The sequence below is a fragment of the Flavobacterium sp. KACC 22763 genome, assembly GCF_028736155.1.
Classification (GTDB): Bacteria; Bacteroidota; Bacteroidia; order Flavobacteriales; family Flavobacteriaceae; genus Flavobacterium.
The window spans coordinates 5,342,803-5,368,862 of sequence record NZ_CP117879.1 but is presented as its reverse complement, the minus strand read 5'-3'; the positions used below and the strand labels follow the sequence as shown (position 1 = coordinate 5,368,862).

At 33.5% G+C, this 26,060-nt stretch carries 26 protein-coding genes; 12 read left to right on the top strand and 14 right to left on the bottom strand.

The annotated features are described in order from the left end of the window. Window positions 1-188 precede the first annotated feature (188 nt). Entirely contained in the window at window positions 189-851 is a 663-nt protein-coding gene (rnhB, locus tag PQ463_RS22700) for a ribonuclease HII (protein ID WP_274255614.1), read from the top strand. Between the two features lie 31 nt (window positions 852-882). Here the strand turns inward: rnhB and PQ463_RS22695 are convergent, their stop codons facing one another. The 5 genes from PQ463_RS22695 to PQ463_RS22675 form a co-directional block, all read right to left on the bottom strand. After that, window positions 883-1,734, bottom strand: a complete 852-nt coding sequence (locus PQ463_RS22695; protein WP_274255613.1) for a nuclear transport factor 2 family protein — start codon at window positions 1,732-1,734, stop codon at window positions 883-885. A 304-nt stretch (window positions 1,735-2,038) separates the two neighbouring features. Next, window positions 2,039-2,737: a lipoyl(octanoyl) transferase LipB gene (gene lipB / locus PQ463_RS22690; protein WP_111377400.1), complete on the bottom strand. Its 699-nt coding sequence runs from the start codon at window positions 2,735-2,737 to the stop codon at window positions 2,039-2,041. Between the two features lie 5 nt (window positions 2,738-2,742). Beyond that, window positions 2,743-3,495 carry a hypothetical protein gene (locus PQ463_RS22685; RefSeq protein ID WP_274255612.1) on the bottom strand — a complete coding sequence of 251 codons (753 nt, stop codon included), beginning with the start codon at window positions 3,493-3,495 and terminating at the stop codon, window positions 2,743-2,745. A 66-nt stretch (window positions 3,496-3,561) separates the two neighbouring features. Next, window positions 3,562-4,365, bottom strand: a complete 804-nt coding sequence (locus PQ463_RS22680; RefSeq protein ID WP_274255611.1) for a hypothetical protein — start codon at window positions 4,363-4,365, stop codon at window positions 3,562-3,564. Window positions 4,366-4,423: 58 nt separating this feature from the next. Beyond that, window positions 4,424-5,149, bottom strand: coding sequence for a hypothetical protein (locus PQ463_RS22675; protein ID WP_274255610.1), 726 nt, complete (start codon window positions 5,147-5,149; stop codon window positions 4,424-4,426). Between the two features lie 294 nt (window positions 5,150-5,443). Between PQ463_RS22675 and lysS the strand changes: the two genes are divergently transcribed. The 3 genes from lysS to PQ463_RS22660 all read left to right on the top strand — a co-directional run bounded on the left by lysS (window position 5,444) and on the right by PQ463_RS22660 (window position 7,770). After that, window positions 5,444-7,147, top strand: coding sequence for a lysine--tRNA ligase (gene lysS / locus PQ463_RS22670; protein WP_111377396.1), 1,704 nt, complete (start codon window positions 5,444-5,446; stop codon window positions 7,145-7,147). A 99-nt stretch (window positions 7,148-7,246) separates the two neighbouring features. Continuing rightward, window positions 7,247-7,480: a hypothetical protein gene (locus PQ463_RS22665; protein WP_274255609.1), complete on the top strand. Its 234-nt coding sequence runs from the start codon at window positions 7,247-7,249 to the stop codon at window positions 7,478-7,480. Next, entirely contained in the window at window positions 7,465-7,770 is a 306-nt protein-coding gene (locus PQ463_RS22660) for a type II toxin-antitoxin system RelE/ParE family toxin (RefSeq protein ID WP_274255607.1), read from the top strand. The genes PQ463_RS22665 and PQ463_RS22660 overlap by 16 nt, the downstream gene beginning before the upstream one ends. A 43-nt stretch (window positions 7,771-7,813) precedes the next feature. Here the strand turns inward: PQ463_RS22660 and PQ463_RS22655 are convergent, their stop codons facing one another. The 3 genes from PQ463_RS22655 to PQ463_RS22645 all read right to left on the bottom strand — a co-directional run bounded on the left by PQ463_RS22655 (window position 7,814) and on the right by PQ463_RS22645 (window position 10,033). Next, window positions 7,814-8,410: a hypothetical protein gene (locus PQ463_RS22655; protein WP_274255606.1), complete on the bottom strand. Its 597-nt coding sequence runs from the start codon at window positions 8,408-8,410 to the stop codon at window positions 7,814-7,816. 27 nt (window positions 8,411-8,437) lie between these two features. Further along, the gene (locus tag PQ463_RS22650) at window positions 8,438-9,451 is read right to left on the bottom strand and encodes a 2-hydroxyacid dehydrogenase (RefSeq protein WP_274255605.1); all 1,014 of its coding nucleotides are present in this window, start codon (window positions 9,449-9,451) and stop codon (window positions 8,438-8,440) included. A 93-nt stretch (window positions 9,452-9,544) separates the two neighbouring features. Beyond that, window positions 9,545-10,033 carry a DUF6985 domain-containing protein gene (locus PQ463_RS22645; RefSeq protein ID WP_274255604.1) on the bottom strand — a complete coding sequence of 163 codons (489 nt, stop codon included), beginning with the start codon at window positions 10,031-10,033 and terminating at the stop codon, window positions 9,545-9,547. Between the two features lie 179 nt (window positions 10,034-10,212). On the opposite strand from PQ463_RS22645, the gene PQ463_RS22640 reads away from it, so the two are divergent. Then, window positions 10,213-10,653 carry a DUF4890 domain-containing protein gene (locus PQ463_RS22640; protein WP_274255602.1) on the top strand — a complete coding sequence of 147 codons (441 nt, stop codon included), beginning with the start codon at window positions 10,213-10,215 and terminating at the stop codon, window positions 10,651-10,653. Window positions 10,654-10,699: 46 nt separating this feature from the next. Here the strand turns inward: PQ463_RS22640 and hemL are convergent, their stop codons facing one another. From hemL to PQ463_RS22620, 4 genes are all read right to left on the bottom strand, one after another. After that, window positions 10,700-11,986: a glutamate-1-semialdehyde 2,1-aminomutase gene (hemL, locus tag PQ463_RS22635; protein WP_274255601.1), complete on the bottom strand. Its 1,287-nt coding sequence runs from the start codon at window positions 11,984-11,986 to the stop codon at window positions 10,700-10,702. A gap of 122 nt (window positions 11,987-12,108) precedes the next feature. Continuing rightward, a complete protein-coding gene (locus PQ463_RS22630) occupies window positions 12,109-13,008 on the bottom strand; it encodes a glucosaminidase domain-containing protein (RefSeq protein WP_177210668.1) in 900 nt (299 codons plus the stop codon). Then, complete coding sequence (locus PQ463_RS22625; protein WP_274255599.1) at window positions 13,001-13,909, bottom strand: 1-aminocyclopropane-1-carboxylate deaminase/D-cysteine desulfhydrase; 909 nt, start codon at window positions 13,907-13,909, stop codon at window positions 13,001-13,003. Before PQ463_RS22625 ends, PQ463_RS22630 begins: the two co-directional genes overlap by 8 nt. 64 nt (window positions 13,910-13,973) lie before the next feature. Beyond that, the gene (locus PQ463_RS22620; protein WP_274255598.1) at window positions 13,974-14,315 is read right to left on the bottom strand and encodes a hypothetical protein; all 342 of its coding nucleotides are present in this window, start codon (window positions 14,313-14,315) and stop codon (window positions 13,974-13,976) included. 115 nt (window positions 14,316-14,430) lie between these two features. On the opposite strand from PQ463_RS22620, the gene PQ463_RS22615 reads away from it, so the two are divergent. The 4 genes from PQ463_RS22615 (at window position 14,431) to ilvA (ending at window position 19,308) form a co-directional block, all read left to right on the top strand. Beyond that, entirely contained in the window at window positions 14,431-14,616 is a 186-nt protein-coding gene (locus tag PQ463_RS22615) for a C1orf53 family protein (RefSeq protein ID WP_111377387.1), read from the top strand. A 483-nt stretch (window positions 14,617-15,099) separates the two neighbouring features. Continuing rightward, a complete protein-coding gene (gene hutU, locus PQ463_RS22610) occupies window positions 15,100-17,076 on the top strand; it encodes a urocanate hydratase (RefSeq protein WP_274255597.1) in 1,977 nt (658 codons plus the stop codon). A gap of 106 nt (window positions 17,077-17,182) precedes the next feature. Beyond that, on the top strand, window positions 17,183-17,719 hold the full coding sequence (locus PQ463_RS22605; protein WP_201998209.1) for a DUF4136 domain-containing protein: 537 nt from the start codon (window positions 17,183-17,185) through the stop codon (window positions 17,717-17,719). A gap of 344 nt (window positions 17,720-18,063) precedes the next feature. After that, window positions 18,064-19,308: a threonine ammonia-lyase IlvA gene (ilvA, locus tag PQ463_RS22600; RefSeq protein ID WP_274255596.1), complete on the top strand. Its 1,245-nt coding sequence runs from the start codon at window positions 18,064-18,066 to the stop codon at window positions 19,306-19,308. Window positions 19,309-19,390: 82 nt separating this feature from the next. Here the strand turns inward: ilvA and PQ463_RS22595 are convergent, their stop codons facing one another. Beyond that, window positions 19,391-21,808, bottom strand: coding sequence for an RICIN domain-containing protein (locus PQ463_RS22595; protein ID WP_274255595.1), 2,418 nt, complete (start codon window positions 21,806-21,808; stop codon window positions 19,391-19,393). A gap of 376 nt (window positions 21,809-22,184) precedes the next feature. Here PQ463_RS22595 and PQ463_RS22590 point away from each other — a divergent pair, with 376 nt between their 5' ends. The 3 genes from PQ463_RS22590 to PQ463_RS22580 all read left to right on the top strand — a co-directional run bounded on the left by PQ463_RS22590 (window position 22,185) and on the right by PQ463_RS22580 (window position 25,013). After that, window positions 22,185-22,595 carry a group III truncated hemoglobin gene (locus PQ463_RS22590; RefSeq protein WP_008466991.1) on the top strand — a complete coding sequence of 137 codons (411 nt, stop codon included), beginning with the start codon at window positions 22,185-22,187 and terminating at the stop codon, window positions 22,593-22,595. 76 nt (window positions 22,596-22,671) lie between these two features. Beyond that, complete coding sequence (locus tag PQ463_RS22585) at window positions 22,672-23,118, top strand: hypothetical protein (protein WP_274255594.1); 447 nt, start codon at window positions 22,672-22,674, stop codon at window positions 23,116-23,118. A 137-nt stretch (window positions 23,119-23,255) separates the two neighbouring features. After that, window positions 23,256-25,013 carry an aromatic amino acid hydroxylase gene (locus PQ463_RS22580; protein ID WP_274255593.1) on the top strand — a complete coding sequence of 586 codons (1,758 nt, stop codon included), beginning with the start codon at window positions 23,256-23,258 and terminating at the stop codon, window positions 25,011-25,013. Between the two features lie 298 nt (window positions 25,014-25,311). Here PQ463_RS22580 and PQ463_RS22575 read toward each other — a convergent pair whose 3' ends face one another. Further along, window positions 25,312-25,941, bottom strand: a complete 630-nt coding sequence (locus PQ463_RS22575; RefSeq protein ID WP_274255591.1) for a DUF4230 domain-containing protein — start codon at window positions 25,939-25,941, stop codon at window positions 25,312-25,314. Between the last annotated feature and the right edge of the window lie 119 nt (window positions 25,942-26,060).

Here is a 26,060-nt window from a genome sequence, read left to right as displayed (position 1 = left end):
ATAGTTTCCGCCTTATTTTACTGAAGATCGCAGACTTTTACTCAATCCGAAAAATCATGAAATTTGCGTCAATTTTGGCTGCGATATATCCATTTCAAAAAATGCAAATATCCCCAGTGTTCCGATTTGAATCTATTAATGATTTTCAGAAAAAAAGCACCATATTTGCTTTTTTAAAAACTAAAAAAATGCTCGAAAAAAATTTCTCAGGATTTATTTTAGAAACTGGAACAGACGAAGCCGGAAGAGGATGTCTAGCTGGCCCAGTTACCGCCGCAGCTATAATTTTACCTGAACATTTTGAGAATAAAATCCTAAATGACAGTAAACAATTATCAGAAAAAACAAGAGCACTTTTAAGGCCTATTCTTGAAAAAGAAGCTGTATGTTTTGCTGTTACACATTTATTCCCAGATGAAATTGATGAAATAAACATTCTAAATGCTTCAATGAAAGGAATGCAGGAATGTATTTTAAAATTGAAACATGTTCCTGAATATATTATTGTTGACGGAAACCGTTCCTTAAATGCCAAACTCGGACTTAAAAACACTTTCGGAAAACAGTTTTCTCAAGATGAAATTGCGCTTTTAAAATCGATTCCGAACCAAAGTATTATAAAAGGTGATGGAAAATATTTAAGTATTGCTGCTGCATCCGTTTTAGCAAAAACGTATCGTGATGAATACATGGACAAAATTCACGAAGAATTCCCAATGTATAACTGGAAACAAAACAAAGGATATCCAACAAAAGAGCATCGTGAAGCCATTAAAGAATTTGGAACTACAAAATATCACAGAATGAGTTTTAGGCTCTTGCCTGAGCAATTAGAACTCGATTTGTTTTAAAAAAAAACGACCTATTTCTAGGTCGTTTTTTTTACTTTTTGCTTTTTAAAAACTCAGCAAATGTTTTTGTGTCATAATAGAAAGGCCTAACAGAAATAATTTTTCCATCTTTCAAATCAAAATGTTCTGAAATTGGAACTGACATTGTTTTACCTGATTTTTTAGATTTACAGTTTATTGTAAAATAAATGATTACTTCATTTCTAGAAGCATCGCTAAAATAAGTTGGTTCTTTTTCTATCTGCAAATCAAAAAACTCAGTTGATTTCGTAAACATTTTTGTCCATTCGCTAACACCAATATAAGTTCCGCCGTAAGGCAAACCAACAGCCTGATTGTAAATTGCACCATCTGCTACTACAGTAGCCAAAGCATCAAAATCTTTTGTTTTAAAAAGACTTTCGTAATATTTTGCAACTACTTTCAAATTATCAGCTTCTAGATTCTTCAAAATATCAGCTTCAGACAAGGTCGCTCCTTTATCCCAAAAACCAATAATTTTACTAACCTGACCTTTACCATTTAAACGTGCAAAATCACGTCCAGCCATTACAAGGTTATTTTTAGAATCAAGAACTTTCCATTCCCAGGTTACGTAATTGTCTTTTACAATTTTAGGCCCTGAAGTCAATACTGCATCTGGGTTTTTCTTGTAAAATTCGTTGATTACATTATTAAAGGCCACAATTCCTTTTATTGAAGCCGAGGGATCTTCAAAAGTACTATCTTCTAACCAAATTGATTTAATCATCTTTAATCTGGCATCACTATTTTTTTCCTGCCACACTTTTTCATAAACTGCAACTGGATATAATTTATCTTTCTTTTGTGCAAAAAGACCATTAAGCGCAAAAAGGAAACAGAATAAGTAGATTTTTCTCATAAGCAATCGGTAATAAAATGAAATTTAAATTTAATAGTACAAAACCAAATTTAGCATAAATAGCTAAGAGAATTACAAGAAGTCTAGAATTTGCCATCCCATCAAAATCTTAACTTTTACGGAATGGTTTTTCAATTTTTTGAATATAAATTTAAGAAAAAAACGGTTTGTATTTAAAAAACAAGCCTTGTTTCCTTGCTCAAGAGCTAAATAATTATTTTAGAAAAACACATTTATCACCCAAAATACAAAACCCGTTTCAAATAGATACTTGAAACGGGTTAATTTTTATTAGCAATTGTTTTTAAACAAATTCAGCTTCGAATAGTTCGGTTAAATGTTTTATAATTTTAGATTTCACTTCTTCTTCATCTACTTTTTCTACGCCAAGTTCTACGTTTAAAGAAGTAACACCTTTTCCGCGAATGCCACACGGAATAATATTATCGAAATAGCCTAAATCAACATTTGCGTTTAGGGCAAATCCGTGCATGGTAACCCAACGTGAGGCGCGAACGCCCATTGCACAAATCTTACGAGCAAACGGAGTTCCTGCACCAAGCCAAACTCCCGTTTCACCTTCGCTTCTTCCCGACTCCAAACCATATTCTGCCAAAGTCAAAATAATAGATTCTTCCAGCAAACGAAGGTATTTATGAATATCTGTAAAGAAATTTTCTAAATCTAAAATCGGATAACCTACAATCTGTCCAGGTCCATGATACGTAATATCACCTCCGCGATTAATTTTATAAAAAGTCGCCCCTTTGGCTTCTAGCTGTTTTTCGTTTAATAATAAGTTTTCTAGATCGCCACTTTTTCCTAAAGTATAAACATGCGGATGCTCCACAAACAATAAATAATTTGGCGTTGGCAGATCAAGTTCTTCTCTTCTGTTTTTGATTTTTAAATCGACTATATCTTTAAAAATTTCTTCTTGATATTCCCAAGTCGATTTATAGTCTCTTTTGCCCAGATCCTGAAGTTGGATTTTTTTATTCATTTTAATTATTTTTCAAACTCAACATCAAAGTTCAGTTTGTCAGGATTCTCCATATAATCCGTAAAAGAGTATTGAATTGTAATTGATTTTCTATCGTCGCTAAATAAAGCACTTGGATTAGATACTGTTTTAATCTTTTTCGGGAAATGATATTTTACAATATAACTAGACGAAGCAAACATCATTTTAGTCATATCTGCAGCTGTATCTTTTGCTTTTGCTGCTTGCAGTTTTTGCTGATCTATTACTGCTTTTCTTGTAAATTTCTTTCCATCATAAGTATAGTTTAATTTACTGCTGTTGTCCCCAAAACCATTTCCAAGTGGACTTGCATTTGCCCCTCCTTCTAATTTTTGAAATGTGCTTAAAGTCTGTAAAACATCCTGAAGTTCATTAACATTTTTAAAATCAGTTCCCAAAGTCATTAGAAACTTTTTTTTCTCTGAACTCATTTTGGTTGACACAACGAAATTTTCTAGTTTTTTAAGCTCTTTCTGAGTCTCAGGTGACAGCTTCGCAATACTGTCTTTTTTTTCTTCAAACAGCTGCTTGAAAGTAAAAGTAGTATCGATATCTTTTTTAGCGTCGCCCATTTGACCTGCAATTTGATCGCCAGCCATTTCCATTAAAGCAGAACCATCCATGTCAACAGAAAATTTTCCGGTTCCGTTATCATTGATGTAAATGTTTTCAGTAAAAGTACAGCTGGTTAATGTCGCTATTAAAAAAGAAAAACTCAGTAATTTATATAATTTCATCGCAGTATATTTTTATCAAAGATACAAAGACTATTTTTAAAAATGCATTTTATTGAAAACCTCCAATTATTGCTCAAATTCAACTTTGAAACCAAAATCGACACTGCTTTCCTGCATATTGCCTAATGGAATTTCGGCAGTAAAGCTTTTTCTATCTTCTGCTACTACGGCATTTTTAACTGACACGGTTTTAATCTTTTTAGGAAAATGATATTCTGCTATATATTTACATTCCTTCATCATTTCTTCTATTTTCTTTGAAAATGGATCATCGCCCTTTTCTTTCTTAGCTTCTTTTTTCTTTTTAGCTTTTTTATCATCTTTAGAAGGTGTTACCGACTTAATAAAAACTTTGCCATCATAAAAAATAGTGGCCGTTGATTTTTCTTCTGGCTTTGGAGCAGCGCTTAGAGCTCCTAATCTTTTTTTATCAGTGGCAGCCAGCGCTTCTAAACTTTCAGCTGGTGTTGCAATAGTTTTAAAATCTGTTCCACTAGGAAAATCAATTGCCATACTATATTCAAATTGCTTTTTTTCGTCGTTTACCTTTATGCTTACTTTAAAATTCTCCAGAAGTTCAAGTTTCTCTTTTTCTTTCTCCAGCTGCGCAAGTTTTTCTTTATCTCCATTTGGCAGTTTAGAAATACTGTCTTTTATTTTAGCAAGAACATCTTTGAAAGTAAAAGTAGTGTCTAAGACTTTATTGACTTTAGCAGAATCTGCTTTTTTCATTCCTAACTTATACATCGGTGACATATCAAAACCATAAGACAAAGTTCCAGATCCATCTTCATTCAAGATCATTTTTTCCTTAAGCGTACAGCTTGTAATACAAAATACAATAAAAAAGCAAAGTAGAATTCTTTTCATAATTTAGGTTTAAGTTATTCAAGCGAAGATACTTTCTTTTAAGAATTATTTGAGGTTTTTATTCTAAAACTACTTCCAGATTTGTCTCTTCAGGATCTCTTAAAAAATCTGAAATCAGAAACTCTAAGGTTAAAGATTTTCCATCTGAGCCAATAGTCGCTTTTGAGTTGGAAACAGATCTTATCTTCATCGGGAAATGATACTTTAAAGTATAATTTTGAACCAAATTTGAAGCGCCATATTTAGCAACAAATTGTTCTGATTCTCTTTTTGCTTTCTCAAATTCAGCAACATTTATAATGGAAACTAAACGTTTAAAAGTTCTCCCATCAAAATCATACGTGATTCTATAATAATGATTTTCTGCAGATAAAGCATAATTATGATGAATGTCTGATGCATAATTTTCGGTCTTGTATAAATCGGGAATTTCTGAAACTGTATTAAAATGAAGCGAAAGTTCGTTTTTATATTCTTTTTCAAAAGAGCTTCTTTTTAAATGCACTTTTACTTTAGCATATTTTTGAAATAACTGCTGCTCTTCTGCTTTATACTTTACGAAGTTCTCGTTGTATTTATTGATATAATCTTGAAAGATATAGGTTGTATCCTGAAAAACATTTTCTTTAGAATATTCTTCTCCTGCTATTTGCATATAACTGTTTTCTTCTCGAATCTGTTCTATTTCTACAGTACCACTTCCGTCTGATTTTATGGTAATTGTTTCTGTAATTTGACAGCTTGCAAAAGAAATTAGCACAAGAAAAACAGATAAATATTTCATTTTTTTTTTAAGAAGATAAGGTTTTAAGTGGCCAAGATACAAAGTTTTTTCTAGTCGATTTCTTACAGAAATATTTTTCGTTTTTTAACCTTATGAAAAACAAAAACTTCTAATCTAGCCCCGATAGAAATGGAAATCCTTTTGTGCCGGGGTTCGGCACGAAAGATTGAAATGTATAGCGGGACTAAAGTTGATTGAAACCCAATAAATTGCTGCTTCAAAAAATCTAAAAACTGCATTAAAAAATCTACATTCTTTTCTTTATCTTTGCACACTTAAAAAACAGAGCACAAAATGGCATTATCAGAACAAGAAATCATCAGAAGAGAAAAACTTCAAAACTTACGCAATCTGGGAATCAATCCTTATCCAGCTAATCTTTTTCCTGTAAATCATACTTCGAAGCAGATAAAGGAAACTTTTGAGGAAGGTAAGAAGGTTATCGTTGCAGGACGTTTGATGAGTGTTCGTGATCAAGGTAAAGCTTGTTTTGCTGAATTACAAGACAGTGAAGGACGTATTCAATTGTATGTGAATCGTGATGTTTTGTGCGAAGGTGACGATAAAACTTTATACAACCAAGTATTCAAAAAATTAACCGATTTAGGAGATTTTATTGGTATAGAAGGTGAATTGTTTACTACGCAAGTGGGTGCGAAATGTATTCGTGTTACTGGTTTTACTTTCTTGAGTAAAACATTGCGTCCGTTGCCATTGCCAAAAGTTGACGAAGACGGAAAAGTACACGATGCTTTCAATGACGCTGAATTACGTTATAGAATGCGTTATGTAGATTTAACTGTAAATCCGCAAGTAAAAGAAACTTTCCTTAAGAGAACTAAATTGTTCACTGCAATGAGAGAGTATTTTAATACTGCAGGATACCTAGAAGTTGATACCCCAGTTTTACAGTCAATTCCTGGTGGAGCTTCTGCAAGACCATTTATTACGCACCACAACTCGCTTGATATTCCGCTTTACATGCGTATTGCAAATGAGTTATACTTAAAAAGATTAATTGTTGGTGGATTTGAAGGTGTTTATGAGTTTTCTAGAAACTTCCGTAATGAAGGAATGGACAGAACACATAATCCTGAATTTACTGCAATGGAAATATATGTAGCCTACAAAGACTACAACTGGATGATGGACTTTGCTGAAGGTTTATTGGAGCATTGTGCAATTGCCGTTAACGGAACTAGTGAAGTTACTTTTGGCGAGCACAAAATCAATTTTAAAGCGCCTTACGCTCGTGTTACCATGACAGATTCTATCAAACATTTTACAGGTTTTGATATTTCTGGAAAAACAGAACAAGAATTGTTTGAAGCTGCTAGAGGAATGGGAATCGAGGTTGACGAAACAATGGGTAAAGGAAAATTGATTGATGAAATTTTTGGAGCAAAATGCGAAGGAAATTATATTCAGCCAACTTTCATTACAGATTATCCAAAAGAAATGTCTCCGCTTTGTAAAGAGCACCGTGATAATCCAGATTTGACGGAACGATTTGAATTAATGGTTTGCGGTAAAGAAATCGCAAATGCTTATTCTGAATTAAATGATCCAATTGATCAAAGAGAGCGTTTTGAAGATCAAATGCGTTTGGCAGCAAAAGGTGATGATGAAGCAAACGGAATTATCGACGAAGATTTCTTAAGAGCTCTTGAATACGGTATGCCTCCTACTTCTGGAATGGGAATTGGAATGGATCGTTTGATTATGTATTTGACGAATAATGCTTCTATCCAAGAAGTTTTATTATTCCCACAAATGCGTCCTGAGAAAAAACAAGCTCAAATCGAACTTTCTGATGAAGAAAAATTCATCATTGACTTGCTTACCAAAAATGAAAATAGAATGGATTTAACGCAGCTAAAAATCACAGCTAACTTAAGCGGTAAAAAATGGGACGCGTCTATGAAAAACTTATCTAAACACGGTTTAACTAAAGTCGTTGTTGACGGAGAGTTTAAATTTGTAGAATTGGTGGGATAATTTGTGTCTTATTTTATTATAAATACAGCCCGATAGGTTTATAACTTATCGGGTTTTTCGTTTTATTTACATAACTTTGATTAATTAAAATGCATTATTATGAGCACTTTAGAAATAAAACTAGAAATTTTTGATAAACTAAAAAATGTTGAAGATGTTAGTCTATTAGAAAAAATCAGAAATCTTTTAAAAAATGCAGATCCTTCAGATGTTTATCAATTTGAACAATATGAATTGGATATGCTAAGAGAAAGTGAAGAAGATATAAAATATGGACGGGTTATTTCTCAAGAAGATTTAGATAAAGAAGATCTAGAATGGCTGTCAGAATAATTTGGACTAATACTGCAGTTAATCAAAGAAGAAAAATATTGAATTATTGGAACAAAAGAAACAAGTCAAAAACGTATTCAAGAAAATTAGTTTTAGAAATAACACAAAGAACTAAATTCTTAGTTGAAAATCCTGAGATTTATGTTAAAACCAGCTTTCCAGATATCAGAACCTCAACGTTAGGACATTATAATATCTTTTATAAAGTAACGCCAAAAGAATTAATTGTTATAGCATTTTGGGACAACAGAAGAAACCCTAAAATCCTTTCTAAAATTCTAAAAAAATAAAAAATAAACCCGACAGATTTTTTTAATCTGTCGGGTTTATTTTTTAAAAAGAATACTTCTCCAATTTCTCCCCTTGAATATCCAAAACCATTGTGCTTTCTTTTGGGACATCGCCTTTTATAATTTGCTGAACAGAAGGATTGGATGGATATTTTCCGCCTTTCATTTTTAGAAGATGAAATTTTCCTCCGCTTTCAAATATAAGATCATAAAATTTTTCTGTTGATGAAGTGGTTACATAAATAGGAAAATCGGTTACAGTGAAACGATTGATTACGCTTCCATCATTTTTTAAAATATAACCCGAACAGCCTCCGCTTCCGCAGAAATATGGATTTGAGAAACCTACAAAATATTCGTTTTTCTGATCGTTATTTAAATCAAAAGCATCATAATAAAAATAACGATCTTCTTTTGTCAATGCAGGAATATCATTCTTTAATAAAACCAATAACTGTTTACGGATTAACTCTACTGCTTTATCTTTTTTTGAAGTAACTTCACTCAAATCTGCAGTTCCTCCAAGTGTTTTAGACAATGTATCCTGAACAATTGTTTTTACAATATTTTTCGAATTGTCTTTATTCTGACAAGAACTCAATGCCAGAAGTACGATTAGAATTAAAATCTTATTTTTCATAATCCTATATTTTAAATTCGTTATAATTTACACCAGCAATGCCGCTTTATTTTCAATATCATTTTGAGTCAGCAATGATTTTATATTATTGAATGTCACCAAAGCAATCTGCGTTAAAGCCTCATTGGTAAAAAACGCCTGATGTGCCGTTACCAAAACATTTGGAAAACTCATCAAACGCTGAATTGCATCATCTTGAATAATGTCTGCAGAAAGATCTCTAAAAAACAGTTTTTCTTCCTGTTCATAAACATCAATTCCTAAATAACCAATTTTCCCTTCTTTTAAACCTTCAATAACCGATGAAGTCTCAATTAATCCACCACGGCTTGTATTGATAATCATAACACTGTCTTTCATAAAAGAAATAGAAGTCGTATTGATAACATGCTTCGTCTGCTCATTTAGCGGACAGTGAAGCGAAATAATATCACTTGATTTAAAAATCTCTTCTAAACCTACAAAAGAAACACCGTCCTTTTTCATTTCTTCACTTTCCACAATATCATAAGCCAAAACTTTACAGCCAAAACCTAATGCAATTTTAGAAAATGCTTTTCCTATATTTCCAGTTCCTATAATTCCAATTGTTTTCCCGAATAAATCAAAACCCAATAATCCGTTTAAAGAAAAATTTTGTTCACGAACTCTGTTGTAGGCTTTATGCGTTTTTCTGTTTAAAGTCAAAATCATTGCCATGGCGTGTTCGGCAACTGCCTGAGGCGAATATGCGGGAACACGGCAAACTTTTATTCCATGTTTTTTAGCCACTTCCAAATCGACATTATTAAATCCAGCACAACGTAAAGCAATTATTTTTACCTTTTTTTCTGCTAATTGATTAATAACCGTTTCATTTACAATGTCATTTACAAAAACACAAACAATCTCGCACTCTTCAATTAAAGCTACTGTCTGAGGATTTAACTGTGTTTCGAAAAAGTTCAACTGAAAACCAAAGCCTTCGTTGTATTTATTAAAAAACGTTTTATCGTAAGGCTGAGTAGAGAAAAAGGCGATTTTGCTATTACTTGGTTCCATAAATTTGATTTTGAATAGTTCCTTAAAATTACGGATTTTATTTTAAAGTAATTTAAGACATAAAAAAAGAGCTTATTAAGCTCCTTAATTATCTTATGTCTCTGCTATTCCACCAACTGCTACTATTTTATTATCTTTTAATTTAATTTCAATACCATGTTCTGTATCTAAATCATAACGAATTGGCATTTTAATCTCATTTCCTTTTAAAATCCTTACGTATAGTAATTCTTTAATGTATTCAAAATGTTTTTCTTTGGTATCAATATTTAAAGGCTCCTCTCCCGACTGTTTTGAATCCTCATAATATTTTGCATAAATCTTTTTATAGCGAAGAAAAGCTTCTTCTTTTATTTGAAGAATAATATCATCAATATTTTCTAAAAAACTGCTATACGTTTTCTCAAAACCATCTAATTCTTCATTTGTTGGAAGCTCTTCAATTTCTTCTCCATCTTCATCAAATTCTTCTCCTAAAAAAACTTGAATTTCATCATCTTTAAAATAAGAAATTTTAAAAAGCTTATTGCCTGAAATTCCTGCCCAGTCTTCTTGAATTTCTCCCCAAAATTTATGATTCATAATTTATACTTTTTTTACAAACTTAAGCTTAATCTATTATTCTCAAAATTCCAATTTAAATTCATTCTTCAAAAAAAAAACTAAAAATCAATCTGTTAAATAAAACATAATTTTAAATATAAGATTAAACCTAAAGATTTTAATAAAGTCTAATCTGAAAACAATTAAAAAACTTGAATATGAAAAAATTATTTATCGCAGCTATGCTATTTGTTGGAATAGCGAGTTTTGCACAAGACATGGATCAAAAACCAGCGCGTGAGCAAAGAGAAAGAATGACGCCTGAACAGCGTAATGAGAAACAGCTTCAAAAACTGACGACAGAATTAAATTTAGATGCTAGTCAGCAGGCGCAGGTAAAACAGCTTTTAGCAGATCGAAGTGCAAAAGCCGAAAAATTTAGAGAAGCTAGAAAAGAAAAAAAAGACAGTAACACAAAACCAACTGCTGAAGAAAAAGCAGCTTTCAAAAAACAAATGGAAGACGAAGTCGCAGCAAATGATGCTAAAATGAAATCTATCTTAAAAGCTGATCAATACACAAAATGGAAAGCGCTGCAAGAAGAGAAAAAAGACAAAATGAGAGATAAAATGAAAGAGCGTCAAAAAGATAAAATCTAATTTGATGCATAAAAAAAAGAGGCTTTTGAAGCCTCTTTTTTGTTATTTAAAATGTTTTCGAAACTTTATCGATCGCATTAATTGTAAAATCTAAATCTTCGTAAGTCAACGCATCTGTAATAAACCACGTTTCGTATGCAGATGGTGCAATGTAAACACCTTCTTGCAATAATCCGTGGAAGAATTTCTTAAACGTTTCGTTATCCCCTTTTGCAGCAGTTTGAAAATCGGTTACCGGATTTGCATCAAAGTGAACCGAAATCATAGAACCTACTCTATTGATTGTAAATACAACGTTATTTTCTTTTAAAACTCTATCGATTCCGGCTTCTAAATACGCTGTTTTTTCTTCTAAACGAGTAAAAATTTCTCTATCGCTATCTAAAGCTTTTAACATTGCATATCCCGCAGCCATCGCCAAAGGATTTCCAGACAATGTTCCTGCCTGATAAACTGGTCCAAGAGGTGCTAAATAATTCATGATTTCTTCGCGTGCAGCAAAAGCTCCAACAGGAAGTCCTCCACCAATTACTTTTCCGAAAGTGACAATATCAGCATCAATTCCGTATAATTCCTGAACTCCTCCACGTGCTAAACGGAAACCTGTCATTACTTCATCAAAAATCAATAAGATTCCGTTTGCAGTACATAAGTCTCTTAAACCTTGCAAGAAACCTTCTTTAGGCACAATACATCCCATATTTCCTGCAACTGCTTCGATAATAATCGCCGCAATTTCTCCTTTATTAGCTTCAATTAAAGTTTTTACATTCTCTAAATCATTGTATTTTGCTAATAAAGTATCTTTTGCAGTTCCTTCTGTAACTCCAGGGCTGTTTGGAGATCCGAAAGTTACAGCGCCGCTTCCTGCCTGAATCAAAAATGAATCTGAATGTCCGTGGTAACAACCAGCAAATTTGATGATTTTATCTCTTTTTGTAAATCCGCGAGCTAGACGAATTGCACTCATACAAGCTTCTGTACCTGAATTTACAAAACGTATTTTGTCAATATTCGGCACCATAGAAACGGCTAGAGCTGCAATTTCTGTTTCCAATTCTGTCGGCATTCCAAATGAAGTTCCCAGTTTTGCTTTTTCGATTACAGCATCAACAACTGGCTGATAAGCGTGGCCTAAAACCATTGGTCCCCAAGAGTTGATATAATCTATTAATTTGTTTCCGTCTTCATCATATAAATATGCACCTTTAGCACTTTTTACAAAAATCGGAGTTCCGCCAACCGCTTTAAACGCTCTTACTGGTGAATTTACTCCTCCTGGAATTACTTTTTCTGCTTCAGCAAAAAGCTGACTACTTCTTTTGTATAACATTTTTTATTTTAGATTTTAGAGTTCAGATTTTAGACTATAACCTGAAAACTTATTTTTGGATTTTTTTTTAGATTGTTTGAAAACTTAGACTGAACACTAAAAACTGAACACTGCCCACTTAATTACTTAACCTTAAGTCTCTGCCCGATCGAAATCGCATTATCGGTTAGATTATTCTTCTTTTTTAAATCTTCAACTAATAAATTAAATTTCTTTGAAATTGAATATAGCGTATCTCCTTTTTGAACCTCATACAAATTCGGATCGTATTGATTCATATTGATCTTTGGATCAGAAGCAACATCATAAGATGATTTTTTTGGCGGAGCCGAAGTATTTATTGGCACATAATTTCTTCCTGTAACCTGACAATCGTATTGATGCAGATTATATCTTTCAATATAACTAATTAATTTATCTGGATATTTAGGATCTGTTGCATAACCGCAAGCTCTCAGTCCTTTTGCCCAAGCTTTGTAATCGTCTTTTTCGTAAGTGAATAAGCTAGCATATCGTTTTTTTCCAACCAAGAATAAAGCGTGATCTCTATACGATTCTGATGCCTGCGGATATTTTCTAAAACATTCCTGAGCCGAGTCATCGTCATGGCGAACACTTTCTCCTAGCCAATCATTATGACATTTTATTCCAAAATGATTATTAGCATCTACAGCCAAATCTCCTCTTCCTGCACCAGATTCTAAAATTCCCTGCGCCAGAATAATACTCGCAGGAATTCCGTAAGTCTTCATGTTTCCCATTGCAATTTCTTTGTATTGCAACACATAATTATTAATCAAATCACTGGTAACAACTGTTTTAGATGTAGATTGAATAACCTCAGTTGTATTATTTGTAGAAGGGTAATTTTTACCGATTGGTTTAGTAGGAGTACTTCTTTTTGTTGCTGCCGTTCGAGTTTGAACTGCTGCCGCTTTTTTAGTCGTCGCGATGGCAGGCTTACTAGAAGAGCAGCTTGCTAAAGCTAATATTACGAGAAGTAATACAATTTTTTTAATCATTGGTTTTGAGTATTGGTAATTTCTTCTGCTTCAGCTTTATATTCATTCCATCAATTCCCTGCAATCCGCCTGTGTGAATGAGTAAAATTTTTGAATGTGCAGGAAAATAATTTTTGTTTATTAAATCTATAACGCCAAAAACCATCTTTCCTGTATAAATTGGATCTAAGGGCACTTTTGTTTCTTCAAAAAAAGCATTAATAAATTCAATTAATTCTAAATTTATCTTGCCATATCCTCCAAAATGATAGTCAGAAATTAAATTCCAGTTATCCTTTTTTGCAAAAATACGAATTTCATCGGTTAAAAAATCACCTTTTAACGCTGGAAAGCCCAAAATTTTCTGATTTTGCAGCGAACTATTAATTAATCCCGAAATCGTGCCGCCTGTTCCAACAGCACAGCAAACGTAATTAAAAACCGAATCTTCATCTGTCAAAATCTCTTCACAGCCTTTTACAGCAAGTTCATTTGTGCCTCCTTCGGGAACGAGATAAAAATCGCCAAATTTATCTTGCAACTTTTCTATAAAAGATTCTTCACTTTTTAAACGATACTCTTCTCTCGAAACAAACTCAAACTGCATTCCGTTTTCTTGAGCAAATTTTAAAGTTGGATTTTCTTGTATTTTATCTAAAAGTTCGTCTCCGCGAATGATGCCGATAGTTTTAAAACCTTGTTCTTTTCCTGCATAAGCTACTGCAGCAATATGATTGGAAAAAGCTCCGCCAAAAGTCAATAAAGTGTCTTTGTTTTCGGCTTTAGCCTGAAGTAAATTGTATTTCAACTTTCTAAATTTATTTCCTGATACAAAAGGATGAATTAGATCTTCGCGCTTTATTGTCAAAGAAATATGATTCGGAAAATTGATATTTATATGTTGATTGAAAACTGGGTTCATTTTTTAAAGTTGAAAGTCAAAAGTCGAAAGTCAAAAGTGACAATTTATATCTTTTTTTTTATGCTTAAAGCTTATTGTTTTTCATGTAATTCCGAAACTGAAAAAATGATCTTTTTTTGAGATAACTCAAATCAGTTTCGTTTGTATAGGCTTCTCTTTCAAAACTGATATTTCGGTACGCTAAATCTTTGTTTTTGTATTGGATGAAACGAATTAAAAACTCAAAAACATACCAAATAAAGAATGGAAGAATTAACATTTCTAATTGCTGACGTAAATGTATCTTTTCATGATTGACAAAAACTCCATTTGCTTTATCAAAATCATATTTAACCAAAACAAACGGAAATACAGCCATTCCTCGATAACCTTTCGGAATTAAATATTTGGCAACAATCAGAAACATTGGCTGTAAAATTTATAAATTTGTAGCTATAAAATTGTTCGATTTCAATAAAATCATAATCAAATATTTTTATTTTTGATTTTTAATTATTCGAAAAAGAACGCGAAGCAGATTTATGAAAGAGCAAAGTAATGAAAATAAATTAATCGAAGGCGAAGATTTTTACTATACGCCTGAAGGTTACAAATGCTTTACTGAAAAACATCATTTAAAACGTGGTTACTGCTGTAAAAGTGGCTGCCGCCATTGTCCGTATGGATTTGACAAACGAACAGGAGAAATAAGAAGAAAAACGAATTAGATAATTTAAATAAATTCCAATTTTTAAATTCCAAATTCCAATCTAAAATTTAAAATCAACAATCTAAAATATTAATATGGATATCCATTCACGAAAATTCAGGATTAAAATCCACAAGTCCTATCATAGGTCGGATATCCGTTATCCTTAGTTTTTTTTTAATTAGAAAATGTGACAATTTATCAATGAGTCACTTTGAAAATGGGATAATTAAAATAAATTCCAATTTCCTCGGCTGATATTTCGCTCCGCTGGAGCTTTTATATTGGAGTTACTGTTTTTTATAAATATTTCGCCTTTCCAAGGCTTTATTTTATCAGCTCCAGAGGAGCTAAATATTTATAGAACCAATTAACCGTCAGTCACATTTAAGCCCCAGCGGGGCGACATAATTTTATAAAAAACCAAAAATTAATCTGCTGTTAATCTAACTGCAATATCTTAGCATCTTAGATCCTCAGCACCTTAGAATCTTAAAAAAAAATGACTTTCAAAGAACAAATACAACAAGGAATACCTTCTATATTACCTCCAAAACAGGCATACGATCCAGCAATTAATCATGCTCCGAAACGAAAAGAAATTCTTTCGGCAGAAGAAAAAAAGCTGGCTCTAAAAAATGCTTTGCGTTATTTTGATCCAAAACACCACGCCGAATTACTTCCTGAATTTTCAGAAGAATTAGAAACATACGGCCGTATTTATATGTACCGTCTTCGTCCAGATTACAGAATGTACGCAAGACCGATTGACGAATATCCAGGGAAATCATTGCAGGCAAAAGCGATTATGCACATGATTCAGAACAATCTGGATTATGCTGTAGCGCAGCATCCGCACGAATTGATTACGTATGGCGGAAACGGTGCTGTTTTTCAGAACTGGGCTCAATATTTATTGACGATGCAATATTTGTCTGAAATGACAGATGAGCAGACTTTGACAATGTATTCAGGTCACCCAATGGGATTGTTTCCTTCTCATAAAGAAGCACCAAGAGTTGTAGTAACAAACGGAATGGTAATCCCTAATTATTCTAAACCAGACGATTGGGAAAAAATGAACGCTTTAGGAGTTTCACAATACGGACAAATGACAGCGGGAAGTTATATGTACATTGGCCCACAGGGAATTGTACACGGAACAACTATTACGGTTTTAAACGGTTTTAGAAAAATAAAACAAAATCCAGAAGGAAGTTTATTTGTAACTTCTGGGCTTGGCGGAATGTCAGGAGCACAACCAAAAGCAGGAAATATTGCTGGTTGTATTACTGTTTGTGCCGAGGTAAATCCGAAAATCACCAAAATTCGTCACGAGCAAGGTTGGATTAATGAAGTGGTAACTTCTACAGACGAATTGGTTGACAGAGTAGCTTTGGCGAAAGCCAATAAAGAAACCGTTTCCATTGCTTATTTAGGAAATGTGGTGGATGTTTGGGAACGTTTCGATCAGGAAAACATCAAAATTGATTTAGGTTCAGATCAGACTTCGCTTCATAATCCTTGGGCTGGAGGTTATTATCCGGTTGGAATTTCATTTGAAGAAGCAAATGATTTGATGGCAAATAATCCAGAATTATTCAAAGAAAAAGTTCAGGAAACTTTACGCCGTCACGCAGATGCTATTAACAAACACACTGCAAAAGGAACTTACTTTTTTGATTACGGAAATGCCTTTTTACTAGAAGCTTCTCGCGCTGGTGCTGATGTAATGGCAGCAAATAATATTGATTTTAAATATCCAAGTTATGTTCAGGATATTATGGGACCAATGTGTTTTGATTACGGATTTGGTCCTTTCCGTTGGGTTTGTACTTCTGGAAAACCTGAAGACTTATTAAAAACTGATGCCATTGCTTGTGAAGTTTTAGAGAAAATGGCAGAAACTGCTCCAAATGAAATTCAGCAGCAAATGCAGGATAATATCAAATGGATAAAAGGTGCGCAAGAAAATAAACTGGTTGTAGGTTCTCAAGCTCGAATTCTTTATGCAGATGCTGAAGGACGAATTAAAATCGCTGAAGCTTTTAATCAAGCAATCGCAAAAGGCGAAATTGGCGCAGTTGTTTTAGGACGCGATCACCACGACGTTTCTGGGACTGATTCTCCTTACAGAGAAACTTCAAATATTTATGACGGTTCTCGTTTTACTGCCGATATGGCGATTCATAATGTAATTGGAGATAGCTTCAGAGGAGCAACTTGGGTTTCTATTCACAATGGCGGCGGAGTTGGCTGGGGAGAAGTTATAAATGGTGGATTTGGTATGGTTCTTGATGGCTCTACTGAGGCTTCAAAGCGTTTAGCTTCAATGCTTTTCTGGGATGTTAACAACGGAATTTCCAGAAGAAGCTGGGCTAGAAATGAAGGTGCTGTTTTTGCGATAAAACGTGCCATGGAAGTTGAGCCATTATTAAAAGTAACTTTACCTAATCTAGTCGATGAAAGTTTGCTTTAAAATAACGTAATGTCATCCTGAGCGAAGTCGAAGGCTTATAGAGACGAAAGGGCTTTGACTACGCTCATCCTGGCAGATTTAAAAAAGAACATTAATTCTTAGAAATATGAAAACACTTAAGTTAATTCCGTTTTTGCTACTGCTGATACTTACTTCTTGCAGTACTGTGACCGTTTATTCTGATTATGACAAAACTGTCGATTTTACGCCTTATAAAACGTATGCCTATTTTAAGCCCGGAATTGACAAGGTTGAAATATCAGATTTAGACAAAAGAAGAATTCTACGTGCAATTGATGATCAGATGCAGGCTAAAGGTTTTACCAAAAGTGAAAATCCTGACTTGCTGGTAAACATTTTTACAAAATCAAGAGAGCAAGTAGATGTAAACCAATTTACTGCTGGCTGGGGTTATGGCTGGGGCTGGGGTTGGAATCCTTACATGATGTACGGAGGACAAACTACAGTTTCTACTTCTACGGAAGGCACTTTGTATATTGATTTAATCGATGCTAAAAAGAAAGAAATGATCTGGCAAGGTGAAGGAGTTGGAACTTTGACAAGAAACATCGATAAAAAAGATGAAAAGATTGCTGAATTCGTTGCTAAAATTTTAGCTCAATATCCGCCAGTTAAAAAATAGTTTTCAGTCGCAGTTGACAGTTTTCAGTTTTTGTAAAACTTTAAATAGTTGCGAACTTTTCAGAAATAATTAATACATTTGCGCTTCAATCAGTAAAGAAAATGACAAACTTTAACAACATTATTATCGCTATTATTAGCATTATTGCAATTCAGCAGTAATGGCGAGGTGTTATATAAGTTTGTAAAATATAATTTATAGAAACCTCCCAATTGGGAGGTTTTTTATTTTAAAAATAATTTTAAATAGCCACGAATTACACAAATTAGCACGAATTATTTTTTTTTCTAAAAATAATAAAATTAGTGTCAATTCGCGTAATTCGTGGCAAAACGAAAAACATCATGAGTTTATTTGACGAAGTACTTAATGCCCAAAAGCATCTTGAGAATGTAGTTGCTGCAACGCCTTTAACGCAAAATTTAAATCTTTCAGACGAATTTGAATCGACTATTTTATTAAAAAGAGAAGATTTACAAATTGTGCGTTCGTATAAAATTCGGGGTGCTTACAATAAGATTTCTTCGTTAAGCGAAAAAGAAAAAGCAAACGGAACTGTATGCGCCAGTGCAGGAAATCATGCTCAAGGAGTCGCTTATTCTTGCAATCTTTTAAAGATTCATGGTAAAATTTACATGCCAAAAACTACTCCAAAACAAAAAGTAAAACAAGTTCAATTATTTGGAAAATCGTTTGTTGAAATTGTTTTAACGGGAGATACTTTTGATGATGCTTATGCTTCTGCAACGGCTGATGCTATCAAAAATCACAAAACATTTATTCATCCTTTTGATGATGAAAAAGTAATCGCTGGTCAAGGAACTGTAGGATTGGAAATCTTAGAAAGTTTTAAAGAACCAATAGATTATGTTTTTGTTCCTATTGGCGGCGGCGGACTAGCTTCAGGATTGTCTGAAGTTTTCAAACATTTAAGTCCGCATACAAAAATCATTGGCGTTGAACCAAAAGGTGCTCCTTCGATGAAAACATCAATTGAAGAAAATAAAAATACACCTCTAAAATCAATCGATAAATTTGTAGACGGTGCAGCAGTAAAACAAGTTGGCGACAAAACTTTTGAAATCTGCCGATATAATTTAGAAGATATTATTCTGGTTCCAGAAGGAAAAGTCTGCACTACAATTTTGAGATTATACAACGAAGAAGCAATGGTTGTAGAACCAGCGGGAGCACTAACAATTGCTGCTTTGGATTTTTATAAAGATAAAATAAAAGGCAAAAATGTGGTCTGCATTGTAAGCGGAAGCAATAATGACATTGAAAGAACAGCCGAAATAAAAGAACGTTCCTTGCTTTACGAAGGTTTAATGCATTATTTTATGATTCAGTTTCCACAGCGACCAGGAGCTTTAAAAGAATTTGTCAATAATATTTTAGGCCCAGACGATGATATTACATATTTTCAGTTTGCGAAGAAAAATAGTCGTGAAGTAGGTTCTGTTGTGGTTGGTTTAGAATTGAAAAACAAAAATGATATTATGCCAATTAAATTGAAAATGACCGAAAATGGTTTTGAGTTTCAATATCTGAATGACAATCAGGATTTGTTTACACAATTGATCGGATAAAATAAAAAACAAAGGCTGTCAGATGGGATGACAGCCTTTTCACATTCAATACAAATTACTAATTGAATTGTGTGGATTGTAATTATTGCTTCAAGATTTTTTTCGAATAAGAACCTTTACTATCGTTAACTTTTACAATGTAAACGCCTTTTGGCAATCGAGAAATTTCTACTTCAGCTTGATTTCCTTTTACAAATTTTACGTTTTTCTTTAAAACTGGCTGTCCAGTAATATTGAAAACCTGTACTTCTGCATCTCCTTCATGATTAGTATCAATTTTTAAAGAATCATCTGCTTCATTTACAAAAATGGTCATGTCATTTGAACTTGTATTTTCAACTGCAGTTGTTTGCGCGGCTAAAGCACTTTTTGCTGCAGAAGATTCAACCTGCACCAACTGCCACTGCTGATTTAGACCTCCTGTGTAAGCCCAAACCTGAATATTGGCACCGTTTGCTGTAGAAACATTTTCAACGTCAAGCGATTTGCCACTGTTTACATTTATAATTTTGTAATATCCTGTACCAAGACTTGTTACTGTCCATTTAAATTCATTTGAAGATGAGAACGTTTTTTGCTGTACTTTTAACCCATCAGCTGTTCCGTTGTTTTCAACAGCCAAATACATTCCTGTCGATTTTACGATAATATAATAATTCCCGCTTCCGTCAGAAACAAACTTCCATCTTTGGTTGCTTCCTCCTCCATTTGTAATATCATACTGCTGAATTCTGCTTCCGCTTGTAGTTGCATTATCAGCCACATCTAAACCTTTATTACTGTTTCTTGAAATAATGTTATAATAGCCTGGAAAGCCTGTTGAACCTGCCGTTACAGTAATGGCACTCGTTGCAGTTTTTGCTCCATCAACAGTAGTAGCAGTAATTGTAGCATTTCCTGCCGCAATTGCAGAAACCAATCCGTTTGAGTTTACTGTAGCCACAGAAGTATTGCTTGAACTCCAATTTACTGCAGTATTTGTAGCATTACTAGGAGAAACTGTTGCTGTCAATTGCTGTGACTGACCTGTCGTAAGCGTTGCAGAAGTTGGGCTTACGCTAACTCCCGTAACCGCAACTGGGTTTGATGCTCCCCAAGTAAAAGTAACCGCAGAAGACGCTGGAACTGCATAATTAAATGCTGATGATCCCGAAACTACTTTTATAGTATTTGATGATCCGCCTGAATTATAAATTACAAGTGCAGTTGAACCATCAGGGTTTTTAAATGCAACCGCAGCAATACTACCGCTTGTACTTGAAGAATTAATTCTTACTGCACCCGGTTTCACGTATTTAGAAATCTGACCAATAATATAATATGCTACATTTTTAGTATAACTAGTACTATTATTAACCGTGATAGCGCCTAAACAAGTACTGCATCCTCCAGGAGTGCGAGGGCCTAAACTTGAATTGTTTGCCGCATTCCATTCTAAAACTGTTTTAGACCAGTTATTTGTACTTCCAATAACAACGTTTTGCATGTGCCAGCCAAAATCTCCACTAAAGCTTCCGCCTGAACCCGTATATTGTTCTGTAAAATAAACGTTTTTATTGGTTTGAGTTTTTACCGTTGACATTGCTGAAATATTTCCTAAATACAAGTGAAATGCCGCTCCATCAACATAAGAGCTATTATTTAAAACATCAATCGGATAAGCTGTATTATCGCAATTGTGGTCAAAAGCAATAATTTTAATATTCCCATAACCCGCGGCAGCCATCTGAGGCCCAAGCTGTTGATTGATGAAATTCTTTTGTTCTGTAGAATTCATCAGCATACTTGGTTCATTGTTTGGATTTTCTGGTTCGTTTTGCGGTGTAATTGCCCAAATATTAATACCTTGTGCTTTCATAGCATCAAAATATTTTACGAAGTATTTTGCATACGCTGCATAATATTGCGTTTGCAGAGAGCCTCCAACCCAAGATCCGTTGGTTTTCATCCATCTTGGTGCAGACCAAGGCGTTGCCAAGATTTTGATGTTAGGATTAATGAGTAAGATTTTTTTAAGGATTGGAACCAAATAAGTTAAATCAGGTCCGTTTAAGCTGAAATTGTTCATGTTGGTGTCGCCCGAAGTTTCATTATAACTGTAAGACGAGCTGCTTAAATCTGAAGCTGCAATACTAATACGAACTACGCTTGCATTTAATCCCGTTGTCGGATTGTATAAATCATTCAACAGTTGGTTTTGCTGTGTCGCTGCCATTCCAGAAATGACTTCACAGCTTCCTTCGGTAAGTGTGTAACCGAATCCGTCCATGGTTTGATAGGTCGTTCCTGCATTTACTGTTACAGTTGAAGGATTGGTTCCCGAATTGGTTCCGAAACTTACAGTTGCCTGTTGTTGCAATAATTTTGTTTGATCTCCTGTAGTCATAAAAGGAGTTACCGTCTGAGCATTTAAGCTGTTCATGAATAAAAGCGTACCGCAACATAGTAGTTTCAACGCTTTACTTACCCGAATTGTAGGTGTTTGAGTAGTTTTGTGCATTCTTTTGTGGTTTTGGTTTGATAATTAGTTTTTTCTTATTTATTCAGTTTTATTTTACTAAAACAGCACAATATTATGAGTATTTTTATAACATTCTCAATTTTTTAACTTTACAAATACACATCAAATTAAAAAAACTGATATAACAAAAACTCATCTTACTGTTTTTCAAAACACTGAACAACAATATTTTAAAAAATTAAAAATCATAAAAAACTTACCCGTTAAAATCAAAATAACTCATCATAAAATAAAAAATCTATACAATTCCTTACAAAACGCGATTTTACCTAGCAAATAAAGGGCATATGACATTTATCAGGGAAGTAAAAGAAAGATATATTGTATTTTTGCAGCTTACTTAAAATACAATAAAATGACAGCTTTAAAAGATATTTCGACAATAGAAGACATTCAGCAAATGGTTAACAGCTTTTATGCAAATGTTAGAAAGGACGATTTAATCGGGCCGATATTTAATGATAAATTGCAAGATCGCTGGGAACCGCATCTTCAAAAAATGTACAATTTCTGGCAAACCATTTTATTTGATGTTCGCGCTTATTCTGGAACACCTTTTCCTCCGCACAAACAATTACCGGTAGACAAAACACACTTTGACCGTTGGATTGCTATTTTTAATTCTACAATAGATTCGCAATTTGCTGGGCCAATAACAGAAGAAGCCAAAATGCGAGCTACCAATATGGCTTTTATGTTTAGCCACAAAATTGAATATTTTAGAAATGCAGAAAATGAAATGAGAAATACCGTCAAAAAATCTTAAAAAATTTCTTTCAATTAAAAAGTAGAACTTTATATTTGATAAAATGAATTAACCCCAAATCTATATTCTTTTATTTATGAAAAAAGTAATTTTCTTTGTTACAATCTGTTTCTCATTTTTAAATCAATTATCAGCACAATCACAGACTTCAGCTTCAAATTTATATAAAGGAACCGTTGACGGAAAAACGCCGATAACGGTTTATATTAAAATAGAAGAAAACCCTTGCACAGCCGATTTAATGTATACTTCGATGTATCGTCAGAATAAATCGAAAAATTGGATTCAGCTTAATGTTACTCAAAACAGAAAAAAAGAAAATGAATTTGTGTTAGTTGAGCAAGGATTTAGTGGTGTTTTGATTTTACAAAAATTAGGAGATTCTTTCACTGGTCTATGGATTAGTCCTGATGCTAAAAAACAATTAAAAGTGGATCTGAAAGAAGCTTCGATGACTAAAAAAGAACTTGAAAACTTCGAAAAAACAATGGAGAAAGTGAATTATGAAAATAATGACTGCTAAAATTCCATTTATTTCAGCTTTGTAAAAATCTACAAAAATGCAATAAAAGTCAATTTCGAATAAAAATTTTGTGATGGATGATAAAAAATCGAGCTATAAATTCGTAATTTTACATTTTAATCTACAACGTTTTCGAAATGAATCCAAACATTGAAACCAATCCGTTATTAGAGCGATTGCCTAAACATTTACAGCAATTCATTAAACCTCAAGATTATAGCGATTACACTCCTATCAATCAGGCGGTTTGGCGATATGTTATGCGTAAAAATGTAGATTATCTTTCTAAAGTAGCACACGATTCTTATCTAGAAGGTTTACGTAAAACTGGCATCGAAATCGATTCGATTCCAAGCATGTATGGCATGAACCGTATTCTTAGCGAAATTGGCTGGGCAGCGGTTGCCGTTGACGGATTTATTCCGCCAAATGCTTTTATGGAGTTTCAAGCTTATAATGTTTTGGTTATTGCATCAGATATTAGACAATTAGAACATATTGAATATACTCCTGCTCCAGATATTATTCACGAAGGTGCCGGCCACGCTCCTATTATTGCAAATCCTGAATATGCTGAATATTTGAGACGTTTTGGTGAAATTGGCTGTAAAGCGATTTCTTCTCATAAAGATTATCAGATGTATGAAGCGATTCGCTTGCTTTCTATTTTAAAAGAAGCAGAAGATACTCCGCAAGAAAAAATCGATGAAGCTGAAAAAGCGGTTGCCGATTTGCAGAATGATATGGGAGAATTGTCTGAAATGGCTCAAATTAGAAATCTACATTGGTGGACTGTTGAATATGGCTTGATCGGAACAGTTGAAAATCCAAAAATATATGGTGCTGGATTACTTTCTTCAATTGGCGAAAGTGCCCACTGTATGACCGATAATGTAAAGAAAATCCCTTATGATATTTCGGCAGCAAATCAGAATTTTGATATTACACAGTTGCAGCCACAATTATATGTAACTCCAAATTTTTCTTATTTAAGTTTAGTTCTAGAAGAATTTGCTCATAAAATGGCACTTCGTACAGGAGGTCTTTCTGGAATTAAAAAACTGATTCAATCAAATGCTTTAGGAACTATTGAATTGAGCACAGGTTTGCAGATTTCTGGAATTTTCACGAATGTCATTGAAGAAGAAGGAAAACCTGTCTACATTCAGACTACAGGAAAAACGGCTTTGGCTTACCGCGAAAAAGAATTAGTAGGACACGGAACTTTAACGCATCCGCACGGATTTGGAAGTCCGATTGGAAAATTGAAAGGTTTTAATCTCGCCATTGAAGATATGAGTCCGAAGGATTTACAGGCTTATAATATCATTGAAGGAGAAAAAATAAAACTAGAATTCGAAGGAAATATTATTGTTGAAGGAGAAATTATTACGGGTTCTAGAAATCTTCACGGAGAAATTATTTTAATCAGTTTTCGAAATTGCACCGTAACTCATGGAGAAACTATTTTGTTTCAGCCAGAATGGGGCAATTACGATATGGCAATTGGCAAAAAAGTGATTTCTGCTTTCTCTGGCCCAGCCGATGTAAATAGTTTTGACTTGATCAATATTGTTCCTTCAACAAAAACAATCAAAGCAAAACATACGGAAAAGCGTGATGAATTAGAACATTTATACGCAACCGTTAGAGATATTAGAATAAATAAAAACGCTAAAACAGAACTAAAATCTGTTTTTGAAAAGCTAAAAAATAACCATTCAAACGACTGGTTATTGGCTGTTGAAATTGCAGAACTTTTGAAAGATTCTGATGAAAAACAGCTTTTACAGGAAGTTTTGGTTTATCTAGATCAACTGAAAGTGAAACGCCCTGAAGTAGCACATTTAATTTCTGGCGGATTGGATTTGATTTTTGATAAAGAAACAGTTTAATTTTTAAGGCTCAAAGGCACATAGTTGCAAAGGTTCAAAGTTCCTTTGCCTTTTGCATTTTTTAATCTCGCAAAGACGCAGAGTCGCGAAGTTTCCTTTCAATTGCCTCCTGCTTTAGCTGGAGGTATTTATAATATAAGCAAAAAGGGCTTTAGCCAAAATATGAGATTTGGCTAAAGCCTTTTGATTTAGGCTTTATTTTCCCTCCAACTAAAGCAGGAGGCAATTCAAAAAATCATTTTAATCCTTTAATCTATGGCAAAAACCTCTGAAACTTTGTCGCTCCAAACCTTTGAACCTACAATTTCAAATCCTGAGTTAACTCTGTTTCAGATTCAATAGTTTTTCCGTTATACTGCAGTTTCCATCCCATCGAATTGGTCATGATTAAAATCTTAGACAATTCACTTATCAATCTATTTTGGGCATTGGTTTTAAGGGTAGAATTTTCGATTTTCTTAGCTAAGTTAGCCTTTACCGATTTATTGATTTTATTGTAATCATCTCCCGTAAACGGATTCAGTTTGCTTTGTTCTACATCATAAAACTGAATATCTGGATTTATGGTAATTTCTTCTTTTGGAATATTTAAAATTGTAATGGTCTTGTTTTTTTCATCAATATCATATTTCATTTGATGCAGATCATAAGCAACCGTTACATTAGCATTGACCACAATGAGTGCTTTTTTCTCAAAAGAAATCATGTCCATTAAATACTTTTGCTGATTTTTATAGGTGATGACTTCTGAGAAATGCCCTTCGGTAACAACCAATTTCCCAACGTTAAGAATCTGCTGCTGAATTAAATTGGTATTATACTGAATATCAGAATCGTCTTCTTTTTTGAACTGGCAATATTTAAACCCCAGAACAATTATTAAAACAACAACTCCAATACCTATAATTCTTTTGATCAAGTTTTGCATTCCTCTAAAATATTTTAGACCAATTTACTCCTTTTTTTAGTTTTTTTGCCACGAAATTATTTCTTTTTCTGCCACGAATTCACGAATTTCCGCTAATCTCTTTGCCTATTAATTTTTCA